Annotated in this window: 24 protein-coding genes and 1 other RNA gene; 19 read left to right on the forward strand and 6 right to left on the reverse strand. The window is 60.4% G+C overall.

Going from position 1 to position 25,747, the window contains the following annotated elements; genetic code table 11:
• Nucleotides 1-59: 59 nt before the first annotated feature.
• On the reverse strand, nucleotides 60-779 hold the full coding sequence (locus tag WD006_RS03205) for an NYN domain-containing protein (protein ID WP_009238671.1): 720 nt from the start codon (nucleotides 777-779) through the stop codon (nucleotides 60-62).
• 252 nt (nucleotides 780-1,031) lie between these two features.
• Between WD006_RS03205 and phnC the strand changes: the two genes are divergently transcribed.
• The 5 genes from phnC to WD006_RS03230 are packed head-to-tail and all read left to right on the forward strand — an operon-like array spanning nucleotide 1,032 to nucleotide 5,439.
• A complete protein-coding gene (gene phnC / locus WD006_RS03210) occupies nucleotides 1,032-1,850 on the forward strand; it encodes a phosphonate ABC transporter ATP-binding protein (protein WP_020200553.1) in 819 nt (272 codons plus the stop codon).
• Nucleotides 1,851-1,852: 2 nt separating this feature from the next.
• Complete coding sequence (phnD, locus tag WD006_RS03215) at nucleotides 1,853-2,713, forward strand: phosphate/phosphite/phosphonate ABC transporter substrate-binding protein (protein ID WP_024973167.1); 861 nt, start codon at nucleotides 1,853-1,855, stop codon at nucleotides 2,711-2,713.
• A 12-nt stretch (nucleotides 2,714-2,725) separates the two neighbouring features.
• Nucleotides 2,726-3,523 carry a phosphonate ABC transporter, permease protein PhnE gene (gene phnE / locus WD006_RS03220; RefSeq protein WP_009238668.1) on the forward strand — a complete coding sequence of 266 codons (798 nt, stop codon included), beginning with the start codon at nucleotides 2,726-2,728 and terminating at the stop codon, nucleotides 3,521-3,523.
• Between the two features lie 24 nt (nucleotides 3,524-3,547).
• Nucleotides 3,548-4,558 (forward strand): phosphonate dehydrogenase, encoded by a 1,011-nt coding sequence (locus WD006_RS03225; RefSeq protein WP_009238667.1) that lies wholly within the window; start codon nucleotides 3,548-3,550, stop codon nucleotides 4,556-4,558.
• 14 nt (nucleotides 4,559-4,572) lie between these two features.
• The gene (locus WD006_RS03230) at nucleotides 4,573-5,439 is read left to right on the forward strand and encodes a LysR family transcriptional regulator (RefSeq protein ID WP_231108837.1); all 867 of its coding nucleotides are present in this window, start codon (nucleotides 4,573-4,575) and stop codon (nucleotides 5,437-5,439) included.
• A gap of 309 nt (nucleotides 5,440-5,748) precedes the next feature.
• On the opposite strand, the gene ssrA is transcribed toward WD006_RS03230, so the two are convergent.
• The 4 genes from ssrA to ompA all read right to left on the reverse strand — a co-directional run bounded on the left by ssrA (nucleotide 5,749) and on the right by ompA (nucleotide 8,339).
• Nucleotides 5,749-6,108, reverse strand: a transfer-messenger RNA (tmRNA) gene (gene ssrA, locus WD006_RS03235).
• 73 nt (nucleotides 6,109-6,181) lie between these two features.
• Nucleotides 6,182-6,838 carry a phosphoglycolate phosphatase gene (gph, locus tag WD006_RS03240; RefSeq protein ID WP_024570694.1) on the reverse strand — a complete coding sequence of 219 codons (657 nt, stop codon included), beginning with the start codon at nucleotides 6,836-6,838 and terminating at the stop codon, nucleotides 6,182-6,184.
• 3 nt (nucleotides 6,839-6,841) lie between these two features.
• Complete coding sequence (gene ubiG, locus WD006_RS03245) at nucleotides 6,842-7,585, reverse strand: bifunctional 2-polyprenyl-6-hydroxyphenol methylase/3-demethylubiquinol 3-O-methyltransferase UbiG (protein ID WP_017515205.1); 744 nt, start codon at nucleotides 7,583-7,585, stop codon at nucleotides 6,842-6,844.
• A gap of 100 nt (nucleotides 7,586-7,685) precedes the next feature.
• Nucleotides 7,686-8,339 carry an outer membrane protein OmpA gene (gene ompA, locus WD006_RS03250; protein WP_008643648.1) on the reverse strand — a complete coding sequence of 218 codons (654 nt, stop codon included), beginning with the start codon at nucleotides 8,337-8,339 and terminating at the stop codon, nucleotides 7,686-7,688.
• 446 nt (nucleotides 8,340-8,785) lie between these two features.
• On the opposite strand from ompA, the gene gyrA reads away from it, so the two are divergent.
• From gyrA to aroA, 7 genes are all read left to right on the forward strand, one after another.
• Complete coding sequence (gene gyrA / locus WD006_RS03255; protein ID WP_008643649.1) at nucleotides 8,786-11,479, forward strand: DNA gyrase subunit A; 2,694 nt, start codon at nucleotides 8,786-8,788, stop codon at nucleotides 11,477-11,479.
• A gap of 82 nt (nucleotides 11,480-11,561) precedes the next feature.
• Nucleotides 11,562-12,131 (forward strand): DUF2059 domain-containing protein, encoded by a 570-nt coding sequence (locus WD006_RS03260; RefSeq protein ID WP_011515564.1) that lies wholly within the window; start codon nucleotides 11,562-11,564, stop codon nucleotides 12,129-12,131.
• Between the two features lie 168 nt (nucleotides 12,132-12,299).
• On the forward strand, nucleotides 12,300-13,463 hold the full coding sequence (gene serC, locus WD006_RS03265) for a 3-phosphoserine/phosphohydroxythreonine transaminase (RefSeq protein ID WP_008643651.1): 1,164 nt from the start codon (nucleotides 12,300-12,302) through the stop codon (nucleotides 13,461-13,463).
• A gap of 100 nt (nucleotides 13,464-13,563) precedes the next feature.
• Entirely contained in the window at nucleotides 13,564-14,727 is a 1,164-nt protein-coding gene (gene pheA, locus WD006_RS03270) for a prephenate dehydratase (protein ID WP_011515565.1), read from the forward strand.
• A 19-nt stretch (nucleotides 14,728-14,746) separates the two neighbouring features.
• Nucleotides 14,747-15,871 carry a histidinol-phosphate transaminase gene (gene hisC / locus WD006_RS03275; RefSeq protein WP_011515566.1) on the forward strand — a complete coding sequence of 375 codons (1,125 nt, stop codon included), beginning with the start codon at nucleotides 14,747-14,749 and terminating at the stop codon, nucleotides 15,869-15,871.
• 9 nt (nucleotides 15,872-15,880) lie between these two features.
• On the forward strand, nucleotides 15,881-16,789 hold the full coding sequence (locus tag WD006_RS03280; RefSeq protein WP_029308336.1) for a prephenate dehydrogenase: 909 nt from the start codon (nucleotides 15,881-15,883) through the stop codon (nucleotides 16,787-16,789).
• Between the two features lie 44 nt (nucleotides 16,790-16,833).
• Nucleotides 16,834-18,147, forward strand: coding sequence for a 3-phosphoshikimate 1-carboxyvinyltransferase (gene aroA / locus WD006_RS03285; protein WP_029308335.1), 1,314 nt, complete (start codon nucleotides 16,834-16,836; stop codon nucleotides 18,145-18,147).
• Between the two features lie 27 nt (nucleotides 18,148-18,174).
• On the opposite strand, the gene WD006_RS03290 is transcribed toward aroA, so the two are convergent.
• On the reverse strand, nucleotides 18,175-18,405 hold the full coding sequence (locus tag WD006_RS03290; protein WP_029308334.1) for a DUF2061 domain-containing protein: 231 nt from the start codon (nucleotides 18,403-18,405) through the stop codon (nucleotides 18,175-18,177).
• 159 nt (nucleotides 18,406-18,564) lie between these two features.
• Between WD006_RS03290 and cmk the strand changes: the two genes are divergently transcribed.
• The 7 genes from cmk (at nucleotide 18,565) to rfaE1 (ending at nucleotide 25,743) form a co-directional block, all read left to right on the forward strand.
• Nucleotides 18,565-19,224: a (d)CMP kinase gene (gene cmk / locus WD006_RS03295; RefSeq protein WP_011515570.1), complete on the forward strand. Its 660-nt coding sequence runs from the start codon at nucleotides 18,565-18,567 to the stop codon at nucleotides 19,222-19,224.
• A gap of 143 nt (nucleotides 19,225-19,367) precedes the next feature.
• Nucleotides 19,368-21,062, forward strand: coding sequence for a 30S ribosomal protein S1 (gene rpsA, locus WD006_RS03300; protein ID WP_008643658.1), 1,695 nt, complete (start codon nucleotides 19,368-19,370; stop codon nucleotides 21,060-21,062).
• A 33-nt stretch (nucleotides 21,063-21,095) separates the two neighbouring features.
• Nucleotides 21,096-21,503, forward strand: coding sequence for an integration host factor subunit beta (locus tag WD006_RS03305; RefSeq protein WP_011515571.1), 408 nt, complete (start codon nucleotides 21,096-21,098; stop codon nucleotides 21,501-21,503).
• Nucleotides 21,504-21,731: 228 nt separating this feature from the next.
• Complete coding sequence (locus tag WD006_RS03310; protein ID WP_008643660.1) at nucleotides 21,732-22,055, forward strand: LapA family protein; 324 nt, start codon at nucleotides 21,732-21,734, stop codon at nucleotides 22,053-22,055.
• A 3-nt stretch (nucleotides 22,056-22,058) separates the two neighbouring features.
• Complete coding sequence (lapB, locus tag WD006_RS03315; protein ID WP_011515572.1) at nucleotides 22,059-23,288, forward strand: lipopolysaccharide assembly protein LapB; 1,230 nt, start codon at nucleotides 22,059-22,061, stop codon at nucleotides 23,286-23,288.
• 57 nt (nucleotides 23,289-23,345) lie between these two features.
• The gene (locus tag WD006_RS03320) at nucleotides 23,346-24,719 is read left to right on the forward strand and encodes a UDP-glucose dehydrogenase family protein (protein ID WP_029308333.1); all 1,374 of its coding nucleotides are present in this window, start codon (nucleotides 23,346-23,348) and stop codon (nucleotides 24,717-24,719) included.
• 79 nt (nucleotides 24,720-24,798) lie between these two features.
• Nucleotides 24,799-25,743, forward strand: a complete 945-nt coding sequence (gene rfaE1 / locus WD006_RS03325) for a D-glycero-beta-D-manno-heptose-7-phosphate kinase (protein WP_011515574.1) — start codon at nucleotides 24,799-24,801, stop codon at nucleotides 25,741-25,743.
• The last annotated feature ends 4 nt before the right edge of the window (nucleotides 25,744-25,747 follow it).

Consider the following 25,747-nt stretch of genomic DNA (forward strand, 5'->3'; position numbering starts at 1 on the left):
GATTTGACCTCCCGGAAGCACTCACGCGCGCATGAGGAGGCTGGGTCATCCAAATGGGACTACTTCAGCTTGATGTGCAAGTGATTGAAGCCTGCAGCATCTGTGGTCTCCTTGACTTCCAGGTAGTGGTGTTGCTTGCGCACCAGGTCGCTGAGCTTGCTGAAGCCGTAGTTCCGCGGATCAAATGATGCGTGGTTTTTGCTGATGAAGGAGCCTACGGCTGAGAGCGACGACCAGCCCGTGTCACGCTGTGTCTCTTTCACTGCGTGCGACAGCAGACCGTGAAGGGGCGGAACGTCTTTCACCTGTACGGGTAACCCAGGGTCTACGCCTGTGGCAGGTTGTTTCAACACCTCAACGAAGACGAACTTGTCGCAAGCCGCGATGAAAGCGTCTGGAGTCTTGCGTTCCCCGAACCCATAAACGACCTTGCCGGCCTCCCGTAGGCGAGTGGCAAGTCGAGTGAAATCGCTGTCGCTGCTGACGAGACAGAAGCCATCTACATTGCCTCCGTACAACAAGTCCATGGCGTCGATGATGCAGGCGCTGTCCGTGCTGTTCTTGCCCTTGGTGTAGGCGAACTGCTGCATCGGTTGGATTGCATGGCGGTGGAGGTGATCCTTCCAACCCACCAGGTTTTGCGTAGTCCAGTCACCGTAGGAGCGCTTCACAGTCGCGACCCCGTACTTCGCGACCTCCTCCAGCAGCTCCTTGATAACCGCTGCGCTGGCGTTGTCCGCGTCGATGAGTACAGCGAGCCGAAGTGCGTCTTGTGCCATTGTCTTGTTTTCTCCTTCCGACAGCCTACCCGATAGCTGTCGTAAGCAAACGACCGGTCGTGGCCGATAGCAGACGTCTATATTTGGCATAGATAGCACAACTTATTTCCCTCACAGGCACCCGCGACCATGTCACAAAAATGACATCAACGAGTCATCAGGGTGTCATATCACGACATTACCATCGCTGCAATTCAGATTCGTAATCAGGTCATCATTTTTGATTACGAATTCAAATCTGCCGGAGGTGTCATGATCGAACTACAGAATGTCTCAGTCAGTTATGGTGATGCGATTGCACTGTATCCCACCACTCTCAAACTCCATCAGGGACAGTTCACCGTATTGCTCGGATCTTCCGGCGCTGGAAAATCCACGCTACTTCGCTGTATTAATTCGCTGCATGCGTCGCAGCGCGGCACCACCATTGTCGCCGGCTTAGGAAATTTGGCGAACTCGCGTGCATTGCGCATGCATCGCCGACAGACTGGCATGGTGTTTCAACAGCATCAATTGATTGGCCGACTGACGGCTTTGCAAAACGTTTCGATGGGCCGAATGGGCTACCACACGGCATTACGCAGTCTATTCCCCCTCCCGGCGAAGGATCAATCCATATGCCTGCAAAGTCTGGACCGAGTCGGCTTATTGCACAAAGCCTTAAGCCGTGTCGACGCATTGAGCGGCGGCCAGCAGCAACGCATCGGTATTGCCCGGGCTCTGGCTCAGCAACCTAAACTGGTGTTGGCTGATGAACCGGTAGCCAGCCTCGATCCTGCTACTGCAGAGCGAGTGCTAAGTCTGCTGCACCGCATTTGTAAAGAGGACGGGATTTCGGCGGTCGTCAGCCTGCATCAGGTAGACCTCGCTCAACGTTATGCCGACCGTATTATTGGCCTGTCCCATGGCCGAGTCATTTTTGATGCCGCACCGCAGACTTTGGATCAAGCCAGTTACGACACGCTGTATGAACAAGTACCCCGTTCTTCTTTGAGCGTTCCACAAGACGCTCGAGAGGAACGGCTTATCGATACTTCATTTCCCATGCAACTTGCTACCGTAAAGGATTGATTATGAAAAAACTCGCATCCGCATTAATGTCTGTCTTGCTTGCCGCCGTCTGCAGCATTGGCCATGCATCATCCAATCCCGATCCAGAAACGCTCAAAGTTGCGCTACTGCCGGACGAAAACGCATCGACCGTAATTAAAAACAACAAGCCGCTCGAAATCTATCTGGAAAAAGAGCTGGGAAAGAAAATTGAGCTGGTGGTTACCACTGATTACTCGTCAATGATCGAAGCCATGCGTCACGGCCGTATCGACATGGCATATTTTGGCCCCTTGTCGTATGTGCTGGCTAAGCAAAAGAGCGACATCGAGCCATTCGCAGCGATGAAGCAAAAGGGTAGCACTACCTACCAGTCCGTATTGATCGCCAATACTGGCGCCGGCATCGCCAAAATCAGTGATATCGTCAACAAGAATGTCGCTTACGGTGATAAGGCATCCACCTCCAGCCATTTGATTCCGAAGTCGATATTGGCGGAAAACGGTTTGAAAGCCGGCGAAAACTATCGCGAACACTTTGTCGGTGCGCATGACGCGGTGGCCATGGCCGTGCAAAACGGTCACGCGCAGGCTGGCGGCTTGAGTAAGCCGATTTTTGAATCCCTGGTTCAGCGCGGACTGGTCGATCCCAACAAAGTAAAAGTTCTTGCCGAATCGAAGCCATATCCGCAATACCCGTGGACCATGCGCAGCAATCTGAAGCCGGAACTGAAGGAAAAGATCCGTGCAGCCTTCTTGAATCTCAAAGATCCGGAAGTCCTGAAACCTTTCAAAGCCGATGGTTTCGGCCCGATCAGCGACAAAGACTATGACGTGGTGCGCAGCCTTGGCACACTGCTCAAGCTCGATCTGTCGAAGTTCTAAGTGAGCGACAGCATGCAAGCTGATTTTGGTTTGATTCTGGCCGAGCGCCAGCGCGTATGGAACCGCACGATACTGCAGTTTGCCGTTGTGCTGGCGATTGTGATCGGTTGCTGGTATTACGTCGGCCTATTTGATGCCGAGCGATTGAAGGATGGCATGCCAAGCCTGGTAAAAATTGCCGGCGAGATGTTCCCACCGAACTTCTCGCAGGCTGGCACCTGGGTCAAACCGGTACTGGATACCTTGGCCATGAGTATCGCCGGCACGGCAATCGCGGTATTGCTATCCATTCCCTTAGGAGTGCTCGCCGCGCGGAATACTAGCCCTCATCCACTCGTGTATCAAGCCACACGCGGCCTGTTAAACGCTTTGCGATCGATACCCGAACTGATCATGGGCATCCTGTTCGTGGCAGCCGTTGGCTTCGGCGCATTGCCGGGTGTTTTAGCCCTAGGCTTACATTCGGTTGGCATGATCGCCAAATTTTTTTCGGAATCGATCGAACATGCCGATCCGGCACCGGTAGAAGCCGCGCATGCAGCGGGCTGCACGCCATTGCAGGTGATTTTTCATGGGATCTTTCCCCAAGTGCTTCCGCAAATGGCCGATACCGCGATCTATCGATGGGAATACAACTTCCGTGCTTCGACCGTGATGGGCATGGTCGGCGCCGGTGGAATCGGGTTCGAGCTGATGGGCTCTCTGCGCATCATGCAATACCAGGATGTCTCGGCTATTTTGCTGGTTATTTTAGGCATGGTTACCCTCGTCGACGCCTTCAGCTCCTTCCTGCGTCGCAAGTTCAAATAACTCCCAAAGCTTACAAAGGTTTTTATGAAGCCCAAAGTCGTCCTCACCCACTGGGTGCACCCGGAAATCATCGAATTGTTGTCCGCTAGCGCCGATGTTATCCCCAACACCACACGGGAAACCTTGCCGCGTTCTGAGGTAATTGCGCGAGCCAAAGATGCGGATGCACTCATGGCTTTCATGCCGGACAGCATCGACAGCGCGTTTCTCGAGGAATGTCCAAAGCTGCGTGTCATCGGCGCCGCGCTTAAAGGCTATGATAACTTCGATGTCAACGCCTGCACACGCCACGGTGTATGGCTTACGATTGTGCCGGATTTGCTTACGATCCCGACCGCTGAACTGACTATCGGCCTTCTTCTCGGTTTGACAAGGCATATGCTGGAAGGCGATAGGCAAATCCGTAGCGGACACTTCCAAGGCTGGCGGCCGACACTATATGGCTCTGGTTTGACAGGAAAAACGCTTGGCATCATTGGTATGGGGGCGGTCGGCCGTGCAATCGCCCAGCGCTTGGCTGGCTTTGAAATGAATCTCTTGTATTGCGATCCGATTCCGCTCAATGCCGAACAAGAAAAGGCTTGGCACGTACAGCGCGTCACGCTCGATGAACTGCTCGAAAAATGTGATTATGTCGTGCCGATGGTTCCGATGGCCGCAGAGACACTGCATCTGATCGATGCCACCGCGTTGGCCAAGATGAAAACCGGTAGCTACCTGATCAATGCATGTCGCGGCTCGGTCGTGGATGAGAATGCGGTGATAGCAGCACTGGCGTCTGGAAAACTAGCTGGATATGCAGCCGATGTCTTCGAGATGGAAGAATGGATACGCGCTGATCGCCCGCAGGCTATCCCCAAGGCGCTGCTCGACAATACGGCACAAACGTTTTTTACGCCGCATTTGGGATCGGCGGTCAAGGAAGTTCGGCTTGAAATCGAGCGGCAGGCAGCGATGAACATCATCCAGGCACTCGCTGGTGAAAAACCGATGGGCGCGATTAATCAGCCGTATCCGGGAGTAAAGGCGGCGTGATAGATCTGGAGCGTGTGGCGACGTTCATTGCCGTCGTCAAATGCGGGGGCTTTCGCGAAGCGGCGAAGCAAACTGGATTGTCCCAGCCAACAGTAACGCAGCATATCAAGCGGCTGGAGCAGTCTTTGCAGGCCCGGCTGATTGACCGCGCAACAATGCCGCAAAGCCTGACATTGGAGGGAAAGATTTTTTTCCCCTATGCGGAACAATTGCTCCGTACTAGCCATAAGGCTACGGCAGCCCTCCACAATAAAAGCCTGGTCGTTGGTGCAAGCTCCAATATCGGCATTTATCTTTTACAACCCTATATCAAGGCGCTCCAAGATAAATTAGCAAACAAGATCGATGTGAGGATCGGCAAAAATATCGAGATTGCCGCTTTGCTGGAAACGCTTGAAGTGGATGTAGCGGTAATGGAGTGGTGGGACTCACGTCCTGGGTTCGTCTCAACAGTATGGCGGCGCGAGAGGATGGTTGTCATTGTTCGCCCCGGCCATCCTTGGGCTGCCGAGTCGACCATTCCACTTAAGTGGTTAAAATCCCAGAACTTGCTTGGAGGCGAAGCGGCTACCGGAACTGGGCGCCTACTACAACAATATGCCGGTGCCGACTCGGCAGAGTTCACAGTGGGTATGCAGTTAGGTAGCACCGAGGCGGTCAAACACGCGGTCCACGCAGGGCTAGGAATCTCGCTTGTGATGGAAAGCGCGGTCAAGCATGAACAGGCAAGCGGATGGTTACATGCAATTCCGATTGAAGAAGATGTTTACAAAGATCTTTATCTCGTACATCGCTCAGAAACTTCGTTAAGCGGTCCGGTGGCAAGCCTTGCAGATTTGATTCTCCATTCTCCGGATTTAGGCTCAATAGAATATAAATAGCAAAACGAATGCCTGCTTCTGGCCGGGAGTAGCCTACCGCGTAGCGGTGCATATCGTCACCCTCAGTCGCCACCCCTACAGGAGTTGCCGACTACAACCGACCGCATCTAAACCCGCGCCAGCAAAGGAAATGACCTCGAGAACGCTCGCGTGGCCACCAGAGAAAACGGAGAACAGAGATGCGTCGGCGGGGGCGGAAAGGCCGCCTTTGCAGAGGTGGCGCTCGTGAGACCAGGCCTGGAAACCACGCCAACACTGGGGGGAACAGACGAAAAAAAACCAACCGAGAACGGTTGGTTTTTCAAATAGTGGTGGAGCCGGCGGGAATCGAACCCGCGTCCGCAAGCCCTCCACAGAGAGTTCTACATACTTAGTTCTGTCATTTGATTTAACCGGCGCATCGCGGACGAACACGCTCTACGACGGCGAGTCACTAGGTTTTCGTCCTCGGGCCCGTGACACTCCCAAAGCTTATCTGACGTAAATGACCTCGCTGGTTCTTGCGAACCCTAGCCCGTCAGCGAGCCAGTGCGAGGACGGCGGCCCTTAGGCTGCCAGTGCGTAACGTTCGTCGTTAGCAGTTATTGCATTCCCATTGATTAACGAGGTGACGGGTCCTCGGTATGCCCTCCACTGCTTTGTAACCCACGTCGAAACCAGGTCGGCCCCTATGTGCGTCAAAACGCGAAAGAACATGGATTGTACCTGCTTTCGACGCACTCCGCGTGGTTCTGTTCCTTGGTCAGGAGAATAGCGGTAGCAGTTCCGCTGGATGGCGGATCAGGTAGTCGGCGCCCCAGGTTTCCGGAGGTTCAGCTTCGCCGCAGTAGCCGTATGCCGCTGCGACCGTGGTCATGCCGGCGGCCTGGCCAGCCTGAATGTCGCGCAGATCGTCGCCGACGTATATGCACCGGCCGGGCGCCACGCCGCTCAATTCCGCAGCTCGCAGCAGCGGTGCGGGGTGGGGCTTGGCGTAAGGGGTGGTGTCACCACTGACCACGGCCGAGGCGCGTGGCGTCAGGCCGATCGCATTGACCAGCGGCACGGTGAAGCGGGCAATCTTGTTGGTCACGATGCCCCAGCGAATGCCCGTGGACTCCAGTTGCGCCAGCACCTGGTCCATCCCCTCGAACAGGCGCGTATGGACGGCGATATCGGCCTCGTAGTAGTCAAGGAACGCGTCGCGCAAGGCCGGGAACTCGGGATCCTCCGGGCGCTTGCCGAACGCCACACCGAGCAGGCCACGCGCGCCGTGCGAAGCTACCGGACGGAGCCGTTCGTACGCGACTGGCAACATGCCATGTTCGATGACCAGCCGGTTCGCGGCAGCGGCGAGGTCAGGAGCGGTATCGGCAAGTGTGCCGTCAAGATCGAAGAAAACTGCGTCGAACGTCATCATGGTTCAAGGCTTGCGGAAAGCCATCATGTAATTGACGTCGGTGTCGCGGCCAAGCGAGTAGATCTGCGTCAACGGGTTGTAGGTCATGCCGCGCATCTCGATCATGTCCAGTCCGGCATTTCGCGCGAAGCGGGCGAGTTCGGATGGCGTGATGAATTTCTCGTAGTCGTGCGTGCCGCGCGGCAGCATGTTCAATACGTACTCGGCGCCGACGACGGCAAGCAGGTACGCCTTGAGGTTGCGGTTGATGGTCGAGAAGAAGACGTAGCCGCCCGGCTTTGCGAGCGTCATGCACGCGCGCACGATCGACTGGGGGTCGGGCACATGCTCCAGCATTTCCATGCACGTCACCACGTCGACGCTGGCCGGCGCGCGGGCCGCCAGGTCCTCGACGGCGATCTCCTCGTAGGTCACCGCCACGCCCGATTCCAGGCTGTGCAGGTCGGCGACCTTGAGCGCCTTCGTAGACAGGTCGATGCCACGCACGGTAGCGCCCGCGCGGGCCATGCTTTCGGAAAGGATGCCGCCTCCGCAGCCGACGTCGATGACCTGCTTGCCCGACAGGTGGGCAATGTCGTCGATCCAGCCCAGGCGCAGCGGGTTGAGGTCATGCAGCGGCTTGAACTCGCTGTTGGGGTCCCACCAGCGGTGGGCCAGCTCGCTGAACTTGTCGATCTCCTTCGGATCGGCGTTGCGGCTGCTTGGCGTATCGGGAGTGGAGTGCAGGGTGGTCGATTGCGACATCATGGGTGCCGGCGAGCGGCAAATCAGGTGAGAAGTCTGCGGCAACTTTACCAAAAAAAAAGCCCAGCTTGCGCTGGGCTTTTCTTCATCGGAGAGGATCCGATTAACGTGCGCTGCGGGTGCCGACCACTTCGACTTCCACGCGACGGTTCGGCTGCTGGCAGGCGATCTGAGCAGTGCGGTTGCCCTTGCACGACTTCGGATCAACCTTCAGCTGACGCTTGCCCTTGCCTTCGGTGTACACGCGGTTGGCTTCAACGCCCTTGCTCACCAGGTAGGCCTTGACCGACTCAGCACGACGGATCGACAGGCGATCGTTGTACTTGTCCGAACCGAACGAATCGGTGTGACCAACAGCGATGATCACTTCCAGGGTGATGCCTTGCAGCTTCGAAACCAGGTCGTCCAGCTTGGCCTTGCCTTCGGGCTTCAGAACAGCCTTGTCGAAGTCGAACAGGGTGTCAGCAGCGAAAGTGACCTTCTCGCTCGACACAACCGGCGGTGCCACCGGGGTCGGGGCCGGAGCCGCAGCAGCCGGAGCCAGCGCGCCATCGCACTGTGCATTGGCCGTTGCCGGGGTCCAGGAGCTGTCGCGCCAGCAGAGCTCGTTCGTGCCATTCTTCCACACGTACTCGCTCGTACCGTTGCCCCAGTTGTCGTTCACTGCCTTCTTTTCATAGGGGACGGACTGGGCTTGAGCGGATGCAGCCATTACTGCGGTAGCTGCAACGAGCGCGAGCTTGGCAAATTTTTTCATATTTCTCCTCTCAGGATGAGATCACCGCAGGGTTACTGCGAGCAAATGGACGAAAACAAGTCATACATTCTTCGGAGTATAACATTCTCGACGTGGAGCATGATCCACTTCGAACAACGTCTGGCTCTTCGCTGGGGAATTGTGCCACAAGGCTCGTTTCCTAAGAAGTAAATATATTCGATTCAACCAAGCGGTTTTGGGCCTGTGGTGTTTGTGCAACATCCGCCTTGCGGCGCCCGCAAAGCCTTGTCCCATATGGGGTTGCCGGGTGAGGGGGTGGTCGCTGAAAGCGCCGTCGAGGGGCGGGAGCGAGGGGTTCCCGCAGGGTCGGGAAGGGGGGTGCGTGCATGATAGAATGCCATGTTCGCCCGATGCCGTATGCCGGTCTCCGTCATGCGGGAATCGGAGTCCCATTTGCCTAAACCCGCCGCATAAACCACGTCGCAATGGATCAATTCGCCAAAGAAACCCTTCCGGTCTCACTGGAAGAGGAAATGCGCCGCTCATACCTGGATTACGCAATGAGCGTAATCGTGGGGCGCGCGCTTCCCGACGTTCGGGACGGCCTGAAACCGGTACACCGGCGCGTGCTGTTTGCGATGCATGAGCTCAACAACGACTGGAACCGGCCGTACAAGAAGTCGGCCCGTATCGTCGGCGATGTGATTGGTAAATATCACCCGCACGGCGATACCGCGGTGTACGACACGATCGTGCGTATGGCGCAGAATTTCTCCCTGCGCTACATGCTGGTCGACGGTCAGGGCAACTTCGGTTCGGTGGATGGAGATAACGCGGCGGCAATGCGTTATACCGAAATCCGCCTGTCGAAGATTGCCCATGAAATGCTTCAGGATATTGACAAGGAAACTGTCGATTTCGAACCGAACTATGACGGTTCGGAGAAAGAGCCTGGCATTTTGCCGGCACGTATTCCGAATCTTCTGATCAATGGTTCGTCGGGTATTGCGGTCGGCATGGCCACCAATATTCCGCCGCATAACCTCAATGAGGTTGTCGATGCCTGTCTGCATCTGCTGCGTAATCCCGATGCCACCGTCGATGAACTGATCGAATTGGTGCCGGCGCCCGATTTTCCGACCGCCGGCATTATCTATGGCATCCAGGGTGTGCGCGAAGGCTACCGCACCGGCCGCGGCCGTGTGGTCATGCGCGCCCGCACGCACTTCGAGGACATCGACCGGGGCCAGCGCCAGGCGATCATCGTCGACGAGCTGCCGTACCAGGTGAACAAGCGGACACTGCTCGAGCGCATTGCCGAGCTGGTGACCGAGAAGAAGGTCGAAGGCATTTCGGACATCCGCGACGAATCTGACAAGTCAGGTATGCGTGTGGTGATCGAACTCAAGCGCAATGAGGTGCCCGAGGTCGTTCTGAACAACCTATATAAGAACACCCAGCTCCAGGACACCTTCGGCATGAACATGGTGGCCCTGGTCGATGGCCAGCCGCGCCTGCTGAACTTGCGCCAGATGCTGGATGCGTTCCTGTCGCACCGGCGCGAGGTGGTCACCCGCCGCACCGTGTTCGAACTGCGCAAGGCGCGCGAGCGTGGTCATGTGCTGGAAGGCCTGGCCGTGGCGCTGGCCAACATCGACGAGTTCATCGCGATCATCAAGGCTGCGCCGACGCCGCCGATCGCGAAGCAGGAGCTGATGTCGAAGCCCTGGGATTCGGGTCTGGTGCGCGAAATGCTGGCACGTGCCGAAAGCGACACTGCGGGCGGCCGCGCGTCGTACCGCCCGGACGGTCTGCCGGCGGTGTTCGGCATGCAGCCGGATGGCCTGTATCGCCTGTCCGACGGTCAGGCTCAGGAAATCCTGCAAATGCGCCTGCAACGCCTCACGGGGCTCGAGCAGGACAAGATTGTCCAGGAGTACCGTGAGGTCATGGGCCTGATCGCCGATCTGCTCGACATCCTGGCCCGCCCGGAGCGCATCGCGACGATCATCACTGACGAGCTTGGAGCGATCCGGGCGGAATTCGGTGATGAGCGCCGTTCGCAGATCGAGCTGAACGCGACCGAACTCGATACCGAGGACCTGATCACGCCGCAGGACATGGTCGTGACGCTGTCGCATTCCGGCTATATGAAGAGCCAGCCGATTTCCGAGTACCGCGCGCAGAAGCGTGGTGGACGCGGCAAGCTGGCGACGGCGACGAAGGAAGACGACTGGATCGACACGCTGTTCGTCGCAAACACGCACGACTACATCCTGTGCTTCTCGAACCGGGGCCGGCTGTACTGGCTGAAGGTCTATGAGGTGCCGCAGGGCTCGCGCAATTCGCGTGGACGGCCGATCGTGAACATGTTCCCGCTGGCCGACGGCGAGAAGATCAACGTCATCCTGCCGGTGCGCCAGTTCGATGCCGAGCACTTTATCTTCATGGCCACGGCGCGTGGCACGGTGAAGAAGACTGTGCTCACCGATTTCTCGAATCCGCGCAAGGCGGGCATCATCGCCGTCGATCTCGACGAGGGCGACTTCCTGATCGGTGCTGCCGTGACCGACGGTCAGCACGACGTGATGCTGTTCTCCGACGCCGGCAAGGCCGTGCGATTCGATGAGAACGACGTGCGTCCGATGGGCCGGCAGGCGCGTGGTGTCCGCGGCATGAACCTCGATGAAGGTCAGGCCGTGATCGCCATGCTGGTTGCGCCGGCCGAATCCGCGGAAACGGAATCGTCGGTGGCAGAGGGAGACATGTCTCCGGTGGGCAGTGTCCTGACTGCAACCGAGAATGGTTACGGCAAGCGCACTCCGATCTCCGAATACACTCGACACGGACGTGGCACCAAGGGCATGATTGCGATCCAGACGAGCGAGCGCAATGGCCGCGTGGTGGCTGCGGCGCTGGTTTCGCCCGAAGATGAAATCATGCTGATCACGACCGGCGGCGTGCTGATTCGCACCCGCGTGGCCGAAATCCGCGAGATGGGTCGTGCTACGCAGGGTGTGACGTTGATCAACGTCGACGAGGGCACCAAGCTGTCGGGTCTGCAGCGCATCGTGGAAAGCGACGCGGACAACGGCTCGGGGGCAGAGGAGGGCGAAGCGGCTGATGATGCCGCGGGCGCCACCGATGCCGGAGCCACTGACGCGGATGCGAATTCGTAATTTGTTGCAACATTGGAACCACGGTCGGAACTCGCCAGACGGCCGTGCGGACTAATCCGGACTTATTTTCCAGGGAGTCATAATGCTCAAAACCTATCGACGTATCGCTGTTCTGGCTGCAGTTGCTCCGATGATGATGCTGGCGCAAGCCGCGCATGCACAGGCGGACGACAAGGATAAGACCGCGGCCATCAAGGAACTGCTGACCGTCATGCAGGCCGACCAGGCTGTGAAGGGTCAGGCCGACAACTGGCAACAGGGCGCGAAGCAGGAAGCGCCGCTGGTGCTGGAGCAGGTGCTGGTTGAGAACAAGACGCTGAACGACAAGCAGAAGCAGGCTGCTGTCGAGAAGCTCAAGAAGAACGGCGCTGTACAGCGCATGGTCGATGGCGCCGGCACGGCCTTCTCGACCGATGCGTTCAAGCAGGACGCCCTCAAGGCTCACTACGACGCCTTCGGCAAGTACTACTCCACGCAGGAAATCAAGGACCTGACCACGTTCCTGAAGTCGCCGACCGGCCAGAAGTTCATGGCTAACCAGGGCAAGGCCACTCAGGAAATCTGGGGTTCGATGATGCAGAAGTACGGCCCGCAGGTTGGCAAGTCGATGCGTGACGCCGCCGAGAAGGAAATCGCCGCCGCTGCGAAGTGATCGGCAAGTGATCCGCAAGTGATCGGCGGCTGGCCTGTGGGGCATTCTCCCGGGCTGGTCTGCCGCTCACACCGCCCTTGGCCGGCACCCATGGTGTCCAAGGGGCGTGGGTTTGAGGGATAATGGCTGCTTGGTTCAAACCGGCAGCCATTTTTCCATCTTCCCTCCATGAACGATCCCCAGAATCCCGCCCTCGTCGGCCTGCAACGTTCCCTGGCCGAGCGCGTGTTCAATTTCTCGCCTGGTCCGGCCGCACTGCCGACTGAAGTCCTGCATCAGGCCGCCGAGGAAATGCTGTCGTGGCGCGGCACGGGTGTATCTGTGATGGAGATGAGCCACCGCAGCCGTGAGTTCGAAGGAATTCACAACGAGGCGCTGGCTGACCTGCGCGAACTGCTGCAGGTGCCCAAGAATTTCCGCATCCTGTTCCTGCAAGGCGGTGCGATCGGCGAGAACGGCATCGTACCGCTGAATCTTGCCAGCCGCATCAACGCAGCAAAGCCGAAGACCGATTTCGTCGTCACCGGCACGTGGTCCGTCAAGACCGAGCAGGAAGCGCGTCGCTACAGCGAAGTCAACATCGTGGCTTCGAGCCAGGACCAGAAGTGGCACAAGATCCCGGATGTGGCATCGTGGAAGCTGTCGGACGATGCCGCGTACGTGCACCTGTGCACCAATGAGACGATCGTTGGCACGGAGTTCCAGGAAATCCCCGACATTGGCCAGACCGGCACGCACGACAAGGGCCGCATCGTCGTGGCCGATGCGTCGAGCCACATCCTTTCGCGCCCGATCGACTGGTCGCGCGTGCAGGTGGTCTATGGTGGCGCCCAGAAGAACATCGGCCCGGCCGGTGTGACGATCGTCATCGTGCGCGAAGACCTGATCGGTTTCGCGCATCCGCTGTGCCCGTCGGCGTTCAACTGGCGCCTCGTGGCCGAATATGATTCGATGTACAACACGCCGCCCACCTATGCGATCTACATCGCCGGGCTCGTGTTCAAGTGGCTCAAGGCTCAGGGTGGTGTGCCCGCGATCGAGCAGCGCAATATCGCCAAGGCGCGCGCGCTGTACGACTTCCTGGACCAGAGCGACTTCTACCGTAACGAAATCGACCCCAGCTGCCGCTCGCGCATGAACGTACCGTTCTTCCTGCGCGACGAATCGCGCAACGAAGCGTTCCTGACCCAGGCGCGCGCGAACGGCCTGGTACAGCTCAAGGGCCACAAGTCCGTGGGCGGAATGCGTGCAAGCATCTACAACGCGATGCCGCTCGAGGGTGTTACCGCGCTGATCGAATTCATGCGCGAATTCGAGCGTACCGCCGCCTGACGGCGGTCAAAGCGTCGCGCCGCGCACAGCCATGCGCGCGGCGTGGCTTCGCCCCAGACTTTCCGAGGCCGCCTTTTCGCGCGGCCCGCCAGGCCTTGATATGACAGAGCAAGACAAGTCCCCCGCCGCCGATGCCCCCGCACAGGAAGCCGGGCGCCAGGACGCTCCTGGACCCAGCGCGCAGGAGCAGGCGTTGTCGGCCGATCTGGCGCCGTTGCGCACCCAGATCGATACCGTCGACCGCGAACTGCTGGCGCTGCTCAATCGTCGCGCCCAGCTCGCCCTCGACGTGGGCGAGGTCAAGAAGAAGTACGGCGCCCCGGTATTTCGTCCCGAACGCGAGTTGCAGGTGATCCGCAAGGTGCAGGGCGCCAATCCCGGACCGCTGCTCGACGAAAGCGTGGCATCGATTTGGCGCGAGGTGATGTCCGCGTGCCGCGGCCTGGAAAAGCCGCTCGAGATCGCCTTCCTGGGCCCGGCCGGAACGTTCTCCGAGCAGGCGCTCTACGCGCACTTCGGCCACGAGGTGACGGGCGTGCCGTGCCCCAGCATTGACGAGGTGTTCCGTGCCGTGGAGGCTGGTACCGTCGAGTACGGCGTGGTGCCGGTAGAGAACTCGACCGAGGGCGCGGTGTCGCGCACGCTCGATCTGTTCCTGCAGACGTCGCTCAAGATCAGCGGCGAGATCGCGCTGAAGGTCCACCACAATCTCATGGCTTCCACGCCGGACATGAAGGGTGTGACCGTCGTGCGTGCCCATGCGCAGGCGCTGGCGCAGTGCCAGAACTGGCTGTCCGCGAACTATCCGCATCTGGAGCGCCAGGCCGTGTCCAGCAATGCCGAAGCCGCACGCATGGCCAGTGAGGACCCTACCGTTGCGGCGATTGCCGGTGAAACGGCGGCCAATCGCTATCACCTGCACATTATCCGTTCGCACATCCAGGACGATCCGCACAATCGCACCCGTTTCGCGGTGATTGGCCGCTATGAGACGGAGCCTTCTGGCAGCGATCAGACCTCGTTGATCCTGTCGGTGCCGAACAAGGCGGGCGCCGTGTATCAACTGCTGGCACCACTGGCCGAGAACGGCGTATCGATGTGCAGGTTTGAATCGCGCCCGGCGCGCAGTGGCGCGTGGGAATACTACTTCTACGTGGATGTGGAAGGCCATCAGCATGAACCGGCCGTGACGCGCGCGATCGAGATGCTGCGTCGCAATGCCGCGTACCTGAAGGTCCTGGGTTCGTATCCATCCAGCAAATAACGGCAGCGAGGAGACAGACATGGCAGGGCAGGACAACGCGGCTGACTACTTTGGTCCGTCCTATGTGCGCAAGATCTCGCCGTATATCGCGGGCAAGCCGATCTCGGAAGTGGCTCGCGAGTTCGGACTCGACGAGGCAAGAATCGTCAAGCTGGCGTCGAACGAGAACCCGCTCGGCATGCCCGCCTCGGCAAAAGCGGCTATCGCCGCCGCGACGGAGGATCTGGGGCGCTATCCGGACAGCAACGGCTTCGAACTGAAGGCGAAACTATCGGAAAAATACGATGTGCCGGCCGAGTGGCTGACGCTTGGCAACGGTAGCAACGACATTCTGGAACTGGCCGCGCATGCATTGGTGCGCAATGGCGAGTCGATCGTCTACGCCGAGTACTCGTTTGCGGTCTACGCGCTGGCTACGCAGGAAGTTGGCGCGCGCGCCATTGAGGTCAAGTCGCGCGCGTATGGTCATGATCTCGATGCGATGGCTGCGGCGATTGCGCCCGACACCAAGCTCGTCTTCATCGCCAACCCGAACAATCCGACTGGCACATTCGTGTCCGCCGCCGAGATCGAGGCTTTCTTGGCCAAGGTGCCGCCGCATGTGGTGGTTGTGCTGGACGAGGCCTACAACGAGTATCTCGATGCGGGCCAGCAGTACGAATCGGTTGCCTGGGTGCGCAAGTATCCGAACCTGATGGTGTCGCGGACGTTCTCGAAGGCCTATGGGCTGGCGGGGCTGCGGGTCGGCTATGGCGTGGCACAGCCCCAGCTTACCGATTTGCTGAATCGCGTGCGCCAGCCGTTCAACGTCAACAGCCTGGCGCAGGCTGCAGCCGTGGCAGCGCTCGACGATACGGCATTCCTGCAACGCAGCGCCGAACTGAATCGTCAGGGCAAGGCGCGGCTGGTGGAAGCGTTCGAGCGAAGTGGGCTCGAATACGTGAAGTCGTCCGGCAACTTTGTCATGGTTCGCGTGGGTGGCGACGATGGCGCTGGCGCGCGGGTCAATCTGGCGCTGCTGAAGCAAGGTGTGATCGTACGCCCCGTGGCCAACTACGGCCTGCCGCAGTGGCTGCGCGTGACGATCGGCCTGCCAGAAGAGAACGACGCGTTCATCGCGGCGCTGGAACAGGCCCTGAAGTGAAACTCAAGCATGTCTGAAACCGTGAGCGCATTGCATTTTTCGAAAGTCGTGATTGTCGGCGTCGGCCTGATTGGCGGATCGCTGGCGCTGTCGCTCAAGCGCGCGGGCGTGGTGGGGACGGTCGTGGGCGTAGGCCGTTCTGCGGCGTCGCTGGACAAGGCCAAGGCGCTTGGCGTCATCGACGAGGCCGCCTCGCTCGAGGTCGCGATGCAAGGCGCAAGTCTGGTGGTGCTGTGCGCGCCCGTGGCGCAGAATTTCGCGCTGCTCCATGCGCTGGAACCACATCTGCAGCCGGGCACGATCGTGACCGACGCAGGCAGCACCAAGTCCGACGTCATCATGGCGGCCAAGACCGCGCTCGGCGACAAGGCAGCCCAGTTCGTTCCCGCCCATCCGATCGCGGGCCGTGAGTTGAACGGCGTGGAGGCTGCGCTCGACGATCTCTACGTAGGCAAGAAGGTGGTGCTTTGCCCGTTGCAGGAGAACTCGCGGGCGGACGTGGCCGCCGTGCGCGCCATGTGGGAAGCCACCGGCGCTGATTGCCATGTGATGTCGGCCGTGCAGCACGATGCCGTGTTCGCGTCGGTCAGCCATCTACCGCATCTGCTGTCGTACGCGCTCGTGGCCCAGGTGGCCAACGCGGAGGACGCGGCGCTGAAGCTGGACTTTGCGGGCGGTGGTTTCCGCGATTTCACGCGCATCGCGGCGTCGTCGCCAGAGATGTGGCGCGATATCTGCATCGCCAACAAGGATGCGTTGCTGCGCGAGATCAGTATCTACGAGTCCGTGCTGGCGCATCTGAAGACCAAGATCAAGGAAGGCGATGGCGCGGCGCTCGAACGGCTGTTCGCGCGTGCCAGCGACACACGCCTGAAATGGGGCGCCGCACGGACGGCTGCCAACAACGTCGAACCCTGATGCCGCCAGCGCGCGCGGCGCGCAACGGCCATGCTGCAGAAAACATGGAACAACTGACCCTCGGCCCCCTGACCCGTGCTTCCGGCACGGTGCGCCTGCCCGGCTCCAAGAGCATCTCCAACCGCGTGCTGCTGCTGTCCGCGCTCGCCACCGGCGAAACGCGCGTCCGCGACCTGCTCGATTCCGACGACACGCGTGTCATGCTCGAAGCGCTCAAGGTGCTCGGCGTGGCATGGCGGCGCGAGGGCAACGACTGCATCGTGTCCGGCGTGGGCGGAAATTTCCCGAGCAAGGCGGCAGACCTGTTCATGGGTAATGCCGGCACGGCAATCCGGCCATTGACCGCGGCACTGGCGCTGCAAGGCGGTACGTACAAGCTGAGCGGCGTGCAGCGGATGCATGAACGGCCGATCGGCGATCTGGTCGATGGCCTGCGGCAGGTCGGCGCATCGGTGGATTACCTGGGCACGCCCGGCTACCCGCCTTTGCAGATCAACCCAGCGCAGATTCGCATTGATGCACCGATCCGTGTGCGCGGCGATGTATCGAGCCAGTTCCTGACCGCGCTGTTGATGACGTTGCCAATGGCCCAGGCACAATCGGGTCGCATTGAGATCGAAGTGGTCGGCGAATTGATTTCGAAGCCGTATATCGAGATCACGCTGAACTTGCTGTCGCGCTTCGGTATTGCCGTCGAGAGACAGGGCTGGGAGCGCTTTATCCTGCCGGCCGGCGCGCGGTACCGTTCGCCGGGCGAGATCTACGTCGAAGGCGATGCGTCCACGGCATCGTACTTCCTGGCGGCGGGCGCCATCGGTGGTGGCCCGGTACGCGTGGAGGGTGTGGGCATGGCGAGTATCCAGGGCGATGTTCGGTTTGCCGATGCGCTGAACCGGATGGGCGCCAACGTGATGGCTGGTGACAACTGGATTGAAGTGCGCGGCACAGAGCGTGACGACGGCCGACTCAACGGCATCGAGCTCGACTGCAATCACATTCCTGATGCGGCGATGACGCTGGCCGTGGCCGCGCTGTTCGCGGAGGGCACCACCACGCTGACCAACATCGCCAGCTGGCGGGTCAAGGAAACGGACCGCATCTCGGCGATGGCGACGGAGCTGCGCAAGCTCGGCGCGGAGGTGGAGGAGGGGGCTGATTACCTGAAAGTGACGCCGCCGACCTCCCCGGCAACGTGGCAGACCCCGGATGCTGGAATTGGCACCTATGATGACCATCGGATGGCCATGTGTTTCTCGTTGGCCGCATTCGGCCCGTTGCCCGTGAAGATCAACGACCCCGGCTGCGTGGCAAAGACGTTCCCCGAGTACTTCGAGGTATTTGCCGGAGTGGCGCGGTAAACGGTCACTCAGCCCGGGAGGCCATGATCAGGCGGCGGCGTAACGGGCCGCCGTCGTTGCTTCGGGGGTTGCAGCAAGGGTTTTGGCCTGGCGTTCGCGGCGCTCCCAGAATTTGTCGAAGAAGTAGTGAGCCACCGTGTTCACGGCGGGCTCGATGAATGTGATCGCGCCGCTGATGGCCAGGCTGCCCGTCAGGGCGTAGGTCACGCTGAAAGCGATGCCCAGATGCATGATGCCGAAGGTCAGGGTCTTGGCCATGGTAGATTGCCTCGCGTTTGGGAATTCAGGGCGGTTGCGCGACCGCTTTTGTGGGGGGGGCCGGGAGAGGGAAGGCCGGTGGCCGCGCAACCATGGATCAAATGATAATGAGTATCAATTGATTCTAGAAATTAATAGTTTTTACGTTGGTAATAATCAATGACTATCGTTGATGTCATCACCATTGATGGCCCTACGGCATCCGGCAAGGGTACCGTAGCGCACAAAGTGGCGGATGCTCTCGGCTTTCATCTGCTCGACAGCGGCGCGCTCTACCGTCTCGTGGCGCTGGCGAGCGACCGTGCCGGCGTTGGCGTGCAGGACGTCGACACCCTTGCAAAAATGGCCGCGCGTCTCGATGTCAAGTTCGGCCCGGACCGGGTATGGCTGTCCGGCGAGGAAGTCAGCCAGACGATCCGCCTGGAAGCCATCGGTAACCGCGCGTCCGCGATCGCCGTGCACCAGCCCGTGCGTGATGCGTTGACCGCACTCCAGCGTGGCTTCCGCAAGCTCCCGGGCCTGGTAGCCGACGGCCGCGACATGGGCACGGTGATCTTCCCGGATGCCCCGCTCAAGGTGTTCCTGACCGCGAGTGTGGAGGCCCGCGCTCGCAGGCGCTATAAACAATTGATTGATAAGGGAATTTCTGCTAATATCGAAGACCTTTTGCGTGACCTTGAGGAACGCGACGCGCGGGATCGCACCCGTGCCGCCGCACCGCTGCGTCCCGCGGAAGGCGCTTATCGTCTCGATACGTCCGAAATGACGGTGGAAGAGGCGGTGGCGCAGGTGCTGGAGTGGTTCGCCGCAGTGCGGTGATTAAAACCACTAGGCACCAACCTGGACCTGTATCGGAACCCAACCCGTCCGGTACCGGTTGTTCAACTTGACCCCGCTGCGCAAGGCAGACTGAGCGCGATAGTCGCGCCGGCCCGCGTACTGCGGATTGCTAAATTACGTTTATGTCCGACCTGCAAACTAACGAATCCTTTGCCGCACTGTTCGAGGAATCGATCGCCCGCTCCAATATGAAGGCTGGCGAAGTGATTTCCGCTGAAGTCGTGCGCATCGACCACAACTTCGTGGTCGTCAACGCCGGCCTCAAGTCCGAGGCATTTGTGCCGGTGGAGGAGTTCCTGAACGACCAGGGCGAACTCGAAGTGCAGGCCGGCGACTACGTGTCCGTGGCCATCGACGCGCTCGAGAACGGCTATGGCGACACCATCCTTTCCCGCGACAAGGCCAAGCGCCTGGCATCGTGGCTGAACCTCGAGAAGGCGCTGGAAGACGGCGAGATCATCTCGGGTACCGTGACCGGCAAGGTCAAGGGCGGCCTGACCGTCATGGTCAATGGCATCCGTGCCTTCCTGCCGGGTTCGCTCGTCGACGTGCGTCCGATCAAGGACACCACGCCGTACGAAGGCAAGACCCTGGAATTCAAGGTCATCAAGCTCGACCGCAAGCGTAACAACGTCGTGCTGTCGCGCCGCGCCGTGGTGGAAGCCACGCTGGGCGAAGAGCGTCAGAAGCTGATGGAAACGCTGAAGGAAGGCGCGATCGTCAACGGTATCGTCAAGAACATCACCGACTACGGCGCGTTCGTGGACCTCGGCGGTATCGACGGCCTGCTGCACATCACCGACCTGGCATGGCGTCGTGTGCGTCACCCGAGCGAAGTGCTGTCGGTTGGCCAGGAAATCACCGCCAAGATCCTCAAGTTCGACCAGGAAAAGAACCGCGTCTCGCTGGGCGTGAAGCAACTGGGCGAAGATCCGTGGGTGGGCATCTCGCGCCGCTACCCGCAAGGTACCCGCCTGTTCGGCAAGGTGACCAACCTGACCGACTACGGCGCGTTCGTCGAGATCGAAGCCGGTATCGAAGGTCTGGTGCACGTGTCCGAAATGGACTGGACCAACAAGAACGTGGCTCCGTCGAAGGTTGTCCAACTGGGCGACGAAGTGGAAGTCATGGTTCTGGATATCGACGAAGACAAGCGTCGTATCAGCCTGGGCATGAAGCAGTGCAAGGCCAATCCGTGGGACGATTTCAGCCGCAACCACAAGAAGGGCGACAAGCTGACGGGCCAGATCAAGTCGATCACCGACTTCGGCGTGTTCATCGGTCTGCCTGGTGGTATCGACGGCCTGGTGCACCTGTCCGACCTGTCGTGGCAAGAGTCGGGCGAAGAAGCCGTGCGCAAGTACAAGAAGGGCGACGAAGTGGAAGCTGTCGTTCTGGGCATCGACGTCGACAAGGAACGCATCTCGCTGGGCATCAAGCAACTGTCGGGCGATCCGTTCAACAACTTCATCTCGGCCAACGACAAGGGCTCGCTCGTGAATGGCACGATCAAGGCCGTTGACGCGAAGGGCGCCGTGGTGCAGCTGGCTGACGACGTCGAAGGCTACCTGCGCGCTTCGGAAATCTCCGCTGATCGCGTGGAAGACGCCCGCAACGTGCTGAAGGAAGGCGAGCAGATCACCGCCCTGGTGGTGAACGTCGACCGCAAGTCGCGCAACATCAACCTGTCGATCAAGGCCAAGGATTCCGCAGAGCAGCAAGAAGCGATGCAGAAGTTCCAGGCTGACACCGGCACGGCTGGCACGACCAACCTCGGCGCACTGCTGAAGGCCAAGCTCGGCCAGGACAACCAGTAATATCGAGCCGCGCCGCGCGCAGCGAGACCGCCCATGACCAAGTCAGAGCTCGTCGAAAAACTGGCTGCCCGCTTTCCGCAGTTGCTGCTGCGGGATGCGGACATCTCGGTGAAAACGATTCTCGACGCGATGTCCGAGGCGCTGGCCGATGGCCATCGCATCGAAATCCGAGGTTTCGGCAGTTTTGGTTTGAACAAGCGGCCGCCCCGCGTGGGCCGCAACCCCAAGTCCGGCGAACGAGTGCTGGTGCCCGAGAAACGGGTGCCGCACTTCAAGGCTGGCAAGGAGTTGCGCGAACGCGTCGATCGTACGGTGACGCAGGGCGGAGGCATGAACGGCAACGGTCATGCCCCGCACGGCAAAACCGGGCAATCGCAGCTTGGCTCGCAATCGCCGGCGTCGTTGCACGATGATGGTCAGCTCAATCTGGTCCGGTCCTGATCGGACTGGAAGGCTTGCTGGCCTGACTGGAAGTCTGTTGGAAAGCGCTCCCTCGGGGGCGCTTTTTTGTTGCGCATCTGTTGATCCCGTCTAGTCGCGATGCGACCAATGGTTACCGTTTGTCATAAGTGATTCCGTTACAATGCCGGGAATCCGTCGCCGGAGATGTCCGGATGCGTTTCCTGCATATCCTGACGATTCCGATCCAATTTCGATGGCTCTGACCGCATGAAACTCGTCGCCTGGATTTTCCGCATTGTCCTGTTCGTCCTGTTGTTCGTGCTGGCCCTGCGAAACACTGGCGATGCATCCCTGCAACTGTTCTTCGGTGCGGTCTGGCATGCGCCGCTGATCCTGATCCTGCTGGCAGCGTTCGCCCTGGGCATCGTTGCGGCATTGGCTGCCGTGGCGCCGGGACTGATGCGACAGCGCATGGAGGCAGGGCGCTTGCGACGGGCGCTTGGCGAAGCGCGGGCCACGTCGCCCGCCGAGGCAGTGCCGCCCGAGGCCAAGCCCGGCGTTCCTTATAACGTAGTCGGTCCGAAAGTCTGACCCATGATGTTTGAAACCTGGTGGCTGCTGGCGTTGCCACTTGTCTTTGGCCTTGGCTGGATGGCGGCGCGCTTTGATCTGCGCCAGCTCATCAGCGAGCAGGGCGCCTTGCCTCGCTCGTACTTCAAGGGCCTCAATTTCCTGCTGAACGAACAACCTGATCAGGCAATCGACGCTTTTGTTGAAGTGGCGCGCCTCGATCCGGAAACCACCGAGCTTCACTTCGCGCTCGGCGCGCTGTTTCGCCGCCGTGGCGAAACCGAACGCGCGATTCGCGTGCACCAGAACCTTGCCACGCGTCCCGATTTGCCAGAGCCCGAACGCGAGCACGCGCTATATGAGTTGGGGCAGGACTTCCTGCGCGCCGGCCTGCTAGACCGTGCGGAAGAGTCGCTGCGCCGGCTGATGTCCGGTCCCTACGCGGCCTCGGCCAAGCGCGTGCTGCTCGAACTGTATGAAGTCGAGAAGGAGTGGCAGAAAGCCATCGAAGCGGCGCGCGAACTGCAAGCACTCGACCAGCAGGACTATCGTGTGCAGATCGCCCAGTTCTGCTGCGAACTGGCCCAAGACGCGCTGCTGAAGAAGCGTCCCGAGGATGCGGTGGAATGGTTGCGCCGTGCCACGCAGGAGAATCCCGCCAACGTGCGCGCGCCGATCCTGCTTGGCGACGTCTCCGCCGCAGGCGGTGACACTGAGGGCGCGCTCAAGCAATGGCTGGCGATCGAAGCGCAGGATGCCGCCTATGTGCCGCTCGTTGCCGACAAGGTCGTGAAGGCGTATGCGGCGCTCGGTGAACAGGGCAAGGCACTGGAGTGGTTGCACGGCCTGCTGAAGGGCAACCTGGCCCCCGAACTGCTCGATACGGCGTATCGCACCGAACTTGAAGTGAACGGCCCCGTCGCCGCGGCTACTTTGATGCGCGAGCAACTGCGTCGTCAGCCGACGCTGCTCGCCTTGACCAAGTATTTCGAGGCGCAGGCCGCCGAGAACCAGGCGGCGCAGAAGCAGTCGGCCGAATCCGCCGAACCCGCCGAAGGCGGTGGGGATGCCGTGATTGACCCGCAGGCGCAGGAAACGGCCGCCATCCGCGATCTGCTGCAACTGCGCACTCGCAATCTGGCGCGTTATACCTGCCGCGAATGTGGCTTCCGCGCCCGCCTTTTCTACTGGCAATGCCCCGGCTGCAACCGCTGGGAAACGTATGCGCCACGCCGCTCCGAAGCGCTGGGCTAAGCCGCTACACGCAACGCCCCGGGCGATCAAGATCATTACTATTCTGGAGCTTCCGCAATGAAAGTCACGATTATCGGTAGCGGCTATGTCGGTCTGGTGACCGGCGCCTGTCTGGCCGAACTCGGCAACTCCGTGTTCTGCCTCGATGTCGACGAAAAGAAGATCGCGCTGCTGAATGCCGGCGGCGTGCCGATCTACGAACCAGGCCTGAAAGAGCTGATTGACCGCAACCGTGCGGCCGGCCGCCTGACGTTCTCGACCGATGTTGCCGCCAGCGTCGAACATGCCGACGTACAGTTCATCGCCGTGGGCACCCCGCCGGACGAAGACGGCTCGGCGGATCTGAAGTACGTGCTGGCAGCGGCCCGCAATATCGGCCGGCATATGACCGGCTTCAAGGTGGTGGTGGACAAGTCGACTGTGCCGGTTGGCACAGGCGATCGCGTCAGCGCCGTGATTCGCGAGGAACTGGCTGCACGCGGTCTGGAAGACCTGCAGTTCTCGGTGGTATCGAACCCCGAGTTCCTGAAGGAAGGCGCGGCCGTGGAAGACTTCATGCGTCCGGACCGTATCGTGCTGGGCTGCGCGCCCGACGTTGCGGGCCGCCATGCGCAGGCGATCATGCGTCAGCTCTACTCGCCGTTCAATCGTAACCACGAGCGCACGTTCTATATGGATGTCCGTTCGGCCGAGTTCACCAAGTACGCCGCGAACTCGATGCTGGCCACGCGTATCTCCTTTATGAACGAGCTGGCCAATCTGGCCGACGAGGTCGGTGCGGACATCGAACTCGTGCGCCTCGGCATCGGTTCGGATCCGCGTATTGGCTATAGCTTCCTGTACGCAGGCGCGGGCTATGGCGGTTCGTGCTTCCCGAAGGACGTGCAGGCGCTGATGCGCACGGCTAGCGCCCACGGCAAGCCGATGCGCGTGCTGGAGGCCGTGGAGGCCGTCAACGATTCCCAGAAGCAGGTGCTTGGCGACAAGATCATCAAGCGATTTGGCGAGGATCTGACAGGCAAGACGTTTGGCGTCTGGGGTCTGGCATTCAAGCCGAATACCGACGATATGCGCGAGGCGCCGTCCCGTGTGCTGGCGCGTGAGATGATTTCGCGCGGCGCGTCGTTGCGCGTACACGATCCGGTGGCGATGGAAGAGGCGCGTCGCGTGCTCGAGCTCGATCTGGCCGACATTCCGGATGGCATGGCGCGCATCCAGTTCTGCAATGCCCAGATGGACGTGCTCAAGGATGCCGACGCACTCGTGATCGTGACCGAATGGAAGGTGTTCCGCAGCCCGGATTTCTCGCAAATTCGTAACATGCTCAAAACGCCTGTCATTATTGATGGTCGTAATCTCTACGAACCCGATGCCATGGCCGAGGCCGGCATCGAGTACCACGCGATCGGGCGCTCGAGCTCGGCGCACTGACCCGTTCAATCCGCGTATCCGTGAGAGCCCGATCGAGCCGCGTCCCAGTTGAGCGCGGCCAGGGCGCAAAGGGAAGTTCATGAGCAAGAACCCGATTTCGCTGGATCAGATCCGACAAGCGCAAGTGCTGGTAGTGGGCGACATGATGTTGGACCGCTACTGGTTCGGCGATGTCGAACGCATTTCTCCCGAAGCCCCCGTGCCGGTGGTGCAGATCAAGCGCAGCGACGAGCGCCTGGGTGGCGCCGCCAACGTGGCGCGCAACGCCGCCGCGCTGGGCGCGAAGGTTGGCATGTTGGGGGTGGTCGGTGACGACGAACCCGGCCGCACGCTTGAGGCGCTGCTCAATGCCAGCCACGTGCAGCCGTACCTGCATCGCGATGCCAGCCTGAACACGACGATCAAGCTGCGAGTGGTGGCCCACCAGCAGCAACTGCTGCGTGTCGATTTCGAAAATGCGCCGGCCAGCGAAGTGCTGGCGTCGGTGCAGGACCGCTTCGGCACGCTGATCAGCGACTACAAGGTGCTGGTGCTGTCCGACTACGGCAAGGGCGGCCTGACGCATGTCGGCCGCATGGTCGAGGCAGGCCGCGCCGCAGGCCGGGCCGTGCTGGTCGATCCCAAGGGTGATGACTACTCGCGCTATCGCGGCGCCACGCTGATCACGCCGAACCGCGCGGAAATGCGGGCCGTGGTGGGTGCCTGGAAGACCGAGGCGGACCTGACGATCCGCGCCCAGAACCTGCGGCGCGAACTGCAACTCGAGGCGCTGCTGCTGACACGCTCGGAAGAGGGCATGACGCTCTATACCGAGGCCGAAGTCCTGCATGTCTCGGCGCAGGCGCGCGAGGTCTATGATGTATCGGGGGCCGGCGACACGGTCATCGCCACGCTGGCCACCATGCTCGGCGCGGGCGTGCCGCTCAAGGAAGCGGTTCAGCACGCCAATCGGGCCGGCGCCATTGTTGTTGGCAAGCTGGGTACCGCCGTTGTTACTTATTCCGAATTGTTCGGCGCTGCCTGAGCGG

Source organism: Cupriavidus sp. Met-2, assembly GCF_049843575.1.
Taxonomy (GTDB): domain Bacteria; phylum Pseudomonadota; class Gammaproteobacteria; order Burkholderiales; family Burkholderiaceae; genus Cupriavidus; species Cupriavidus metallidurans.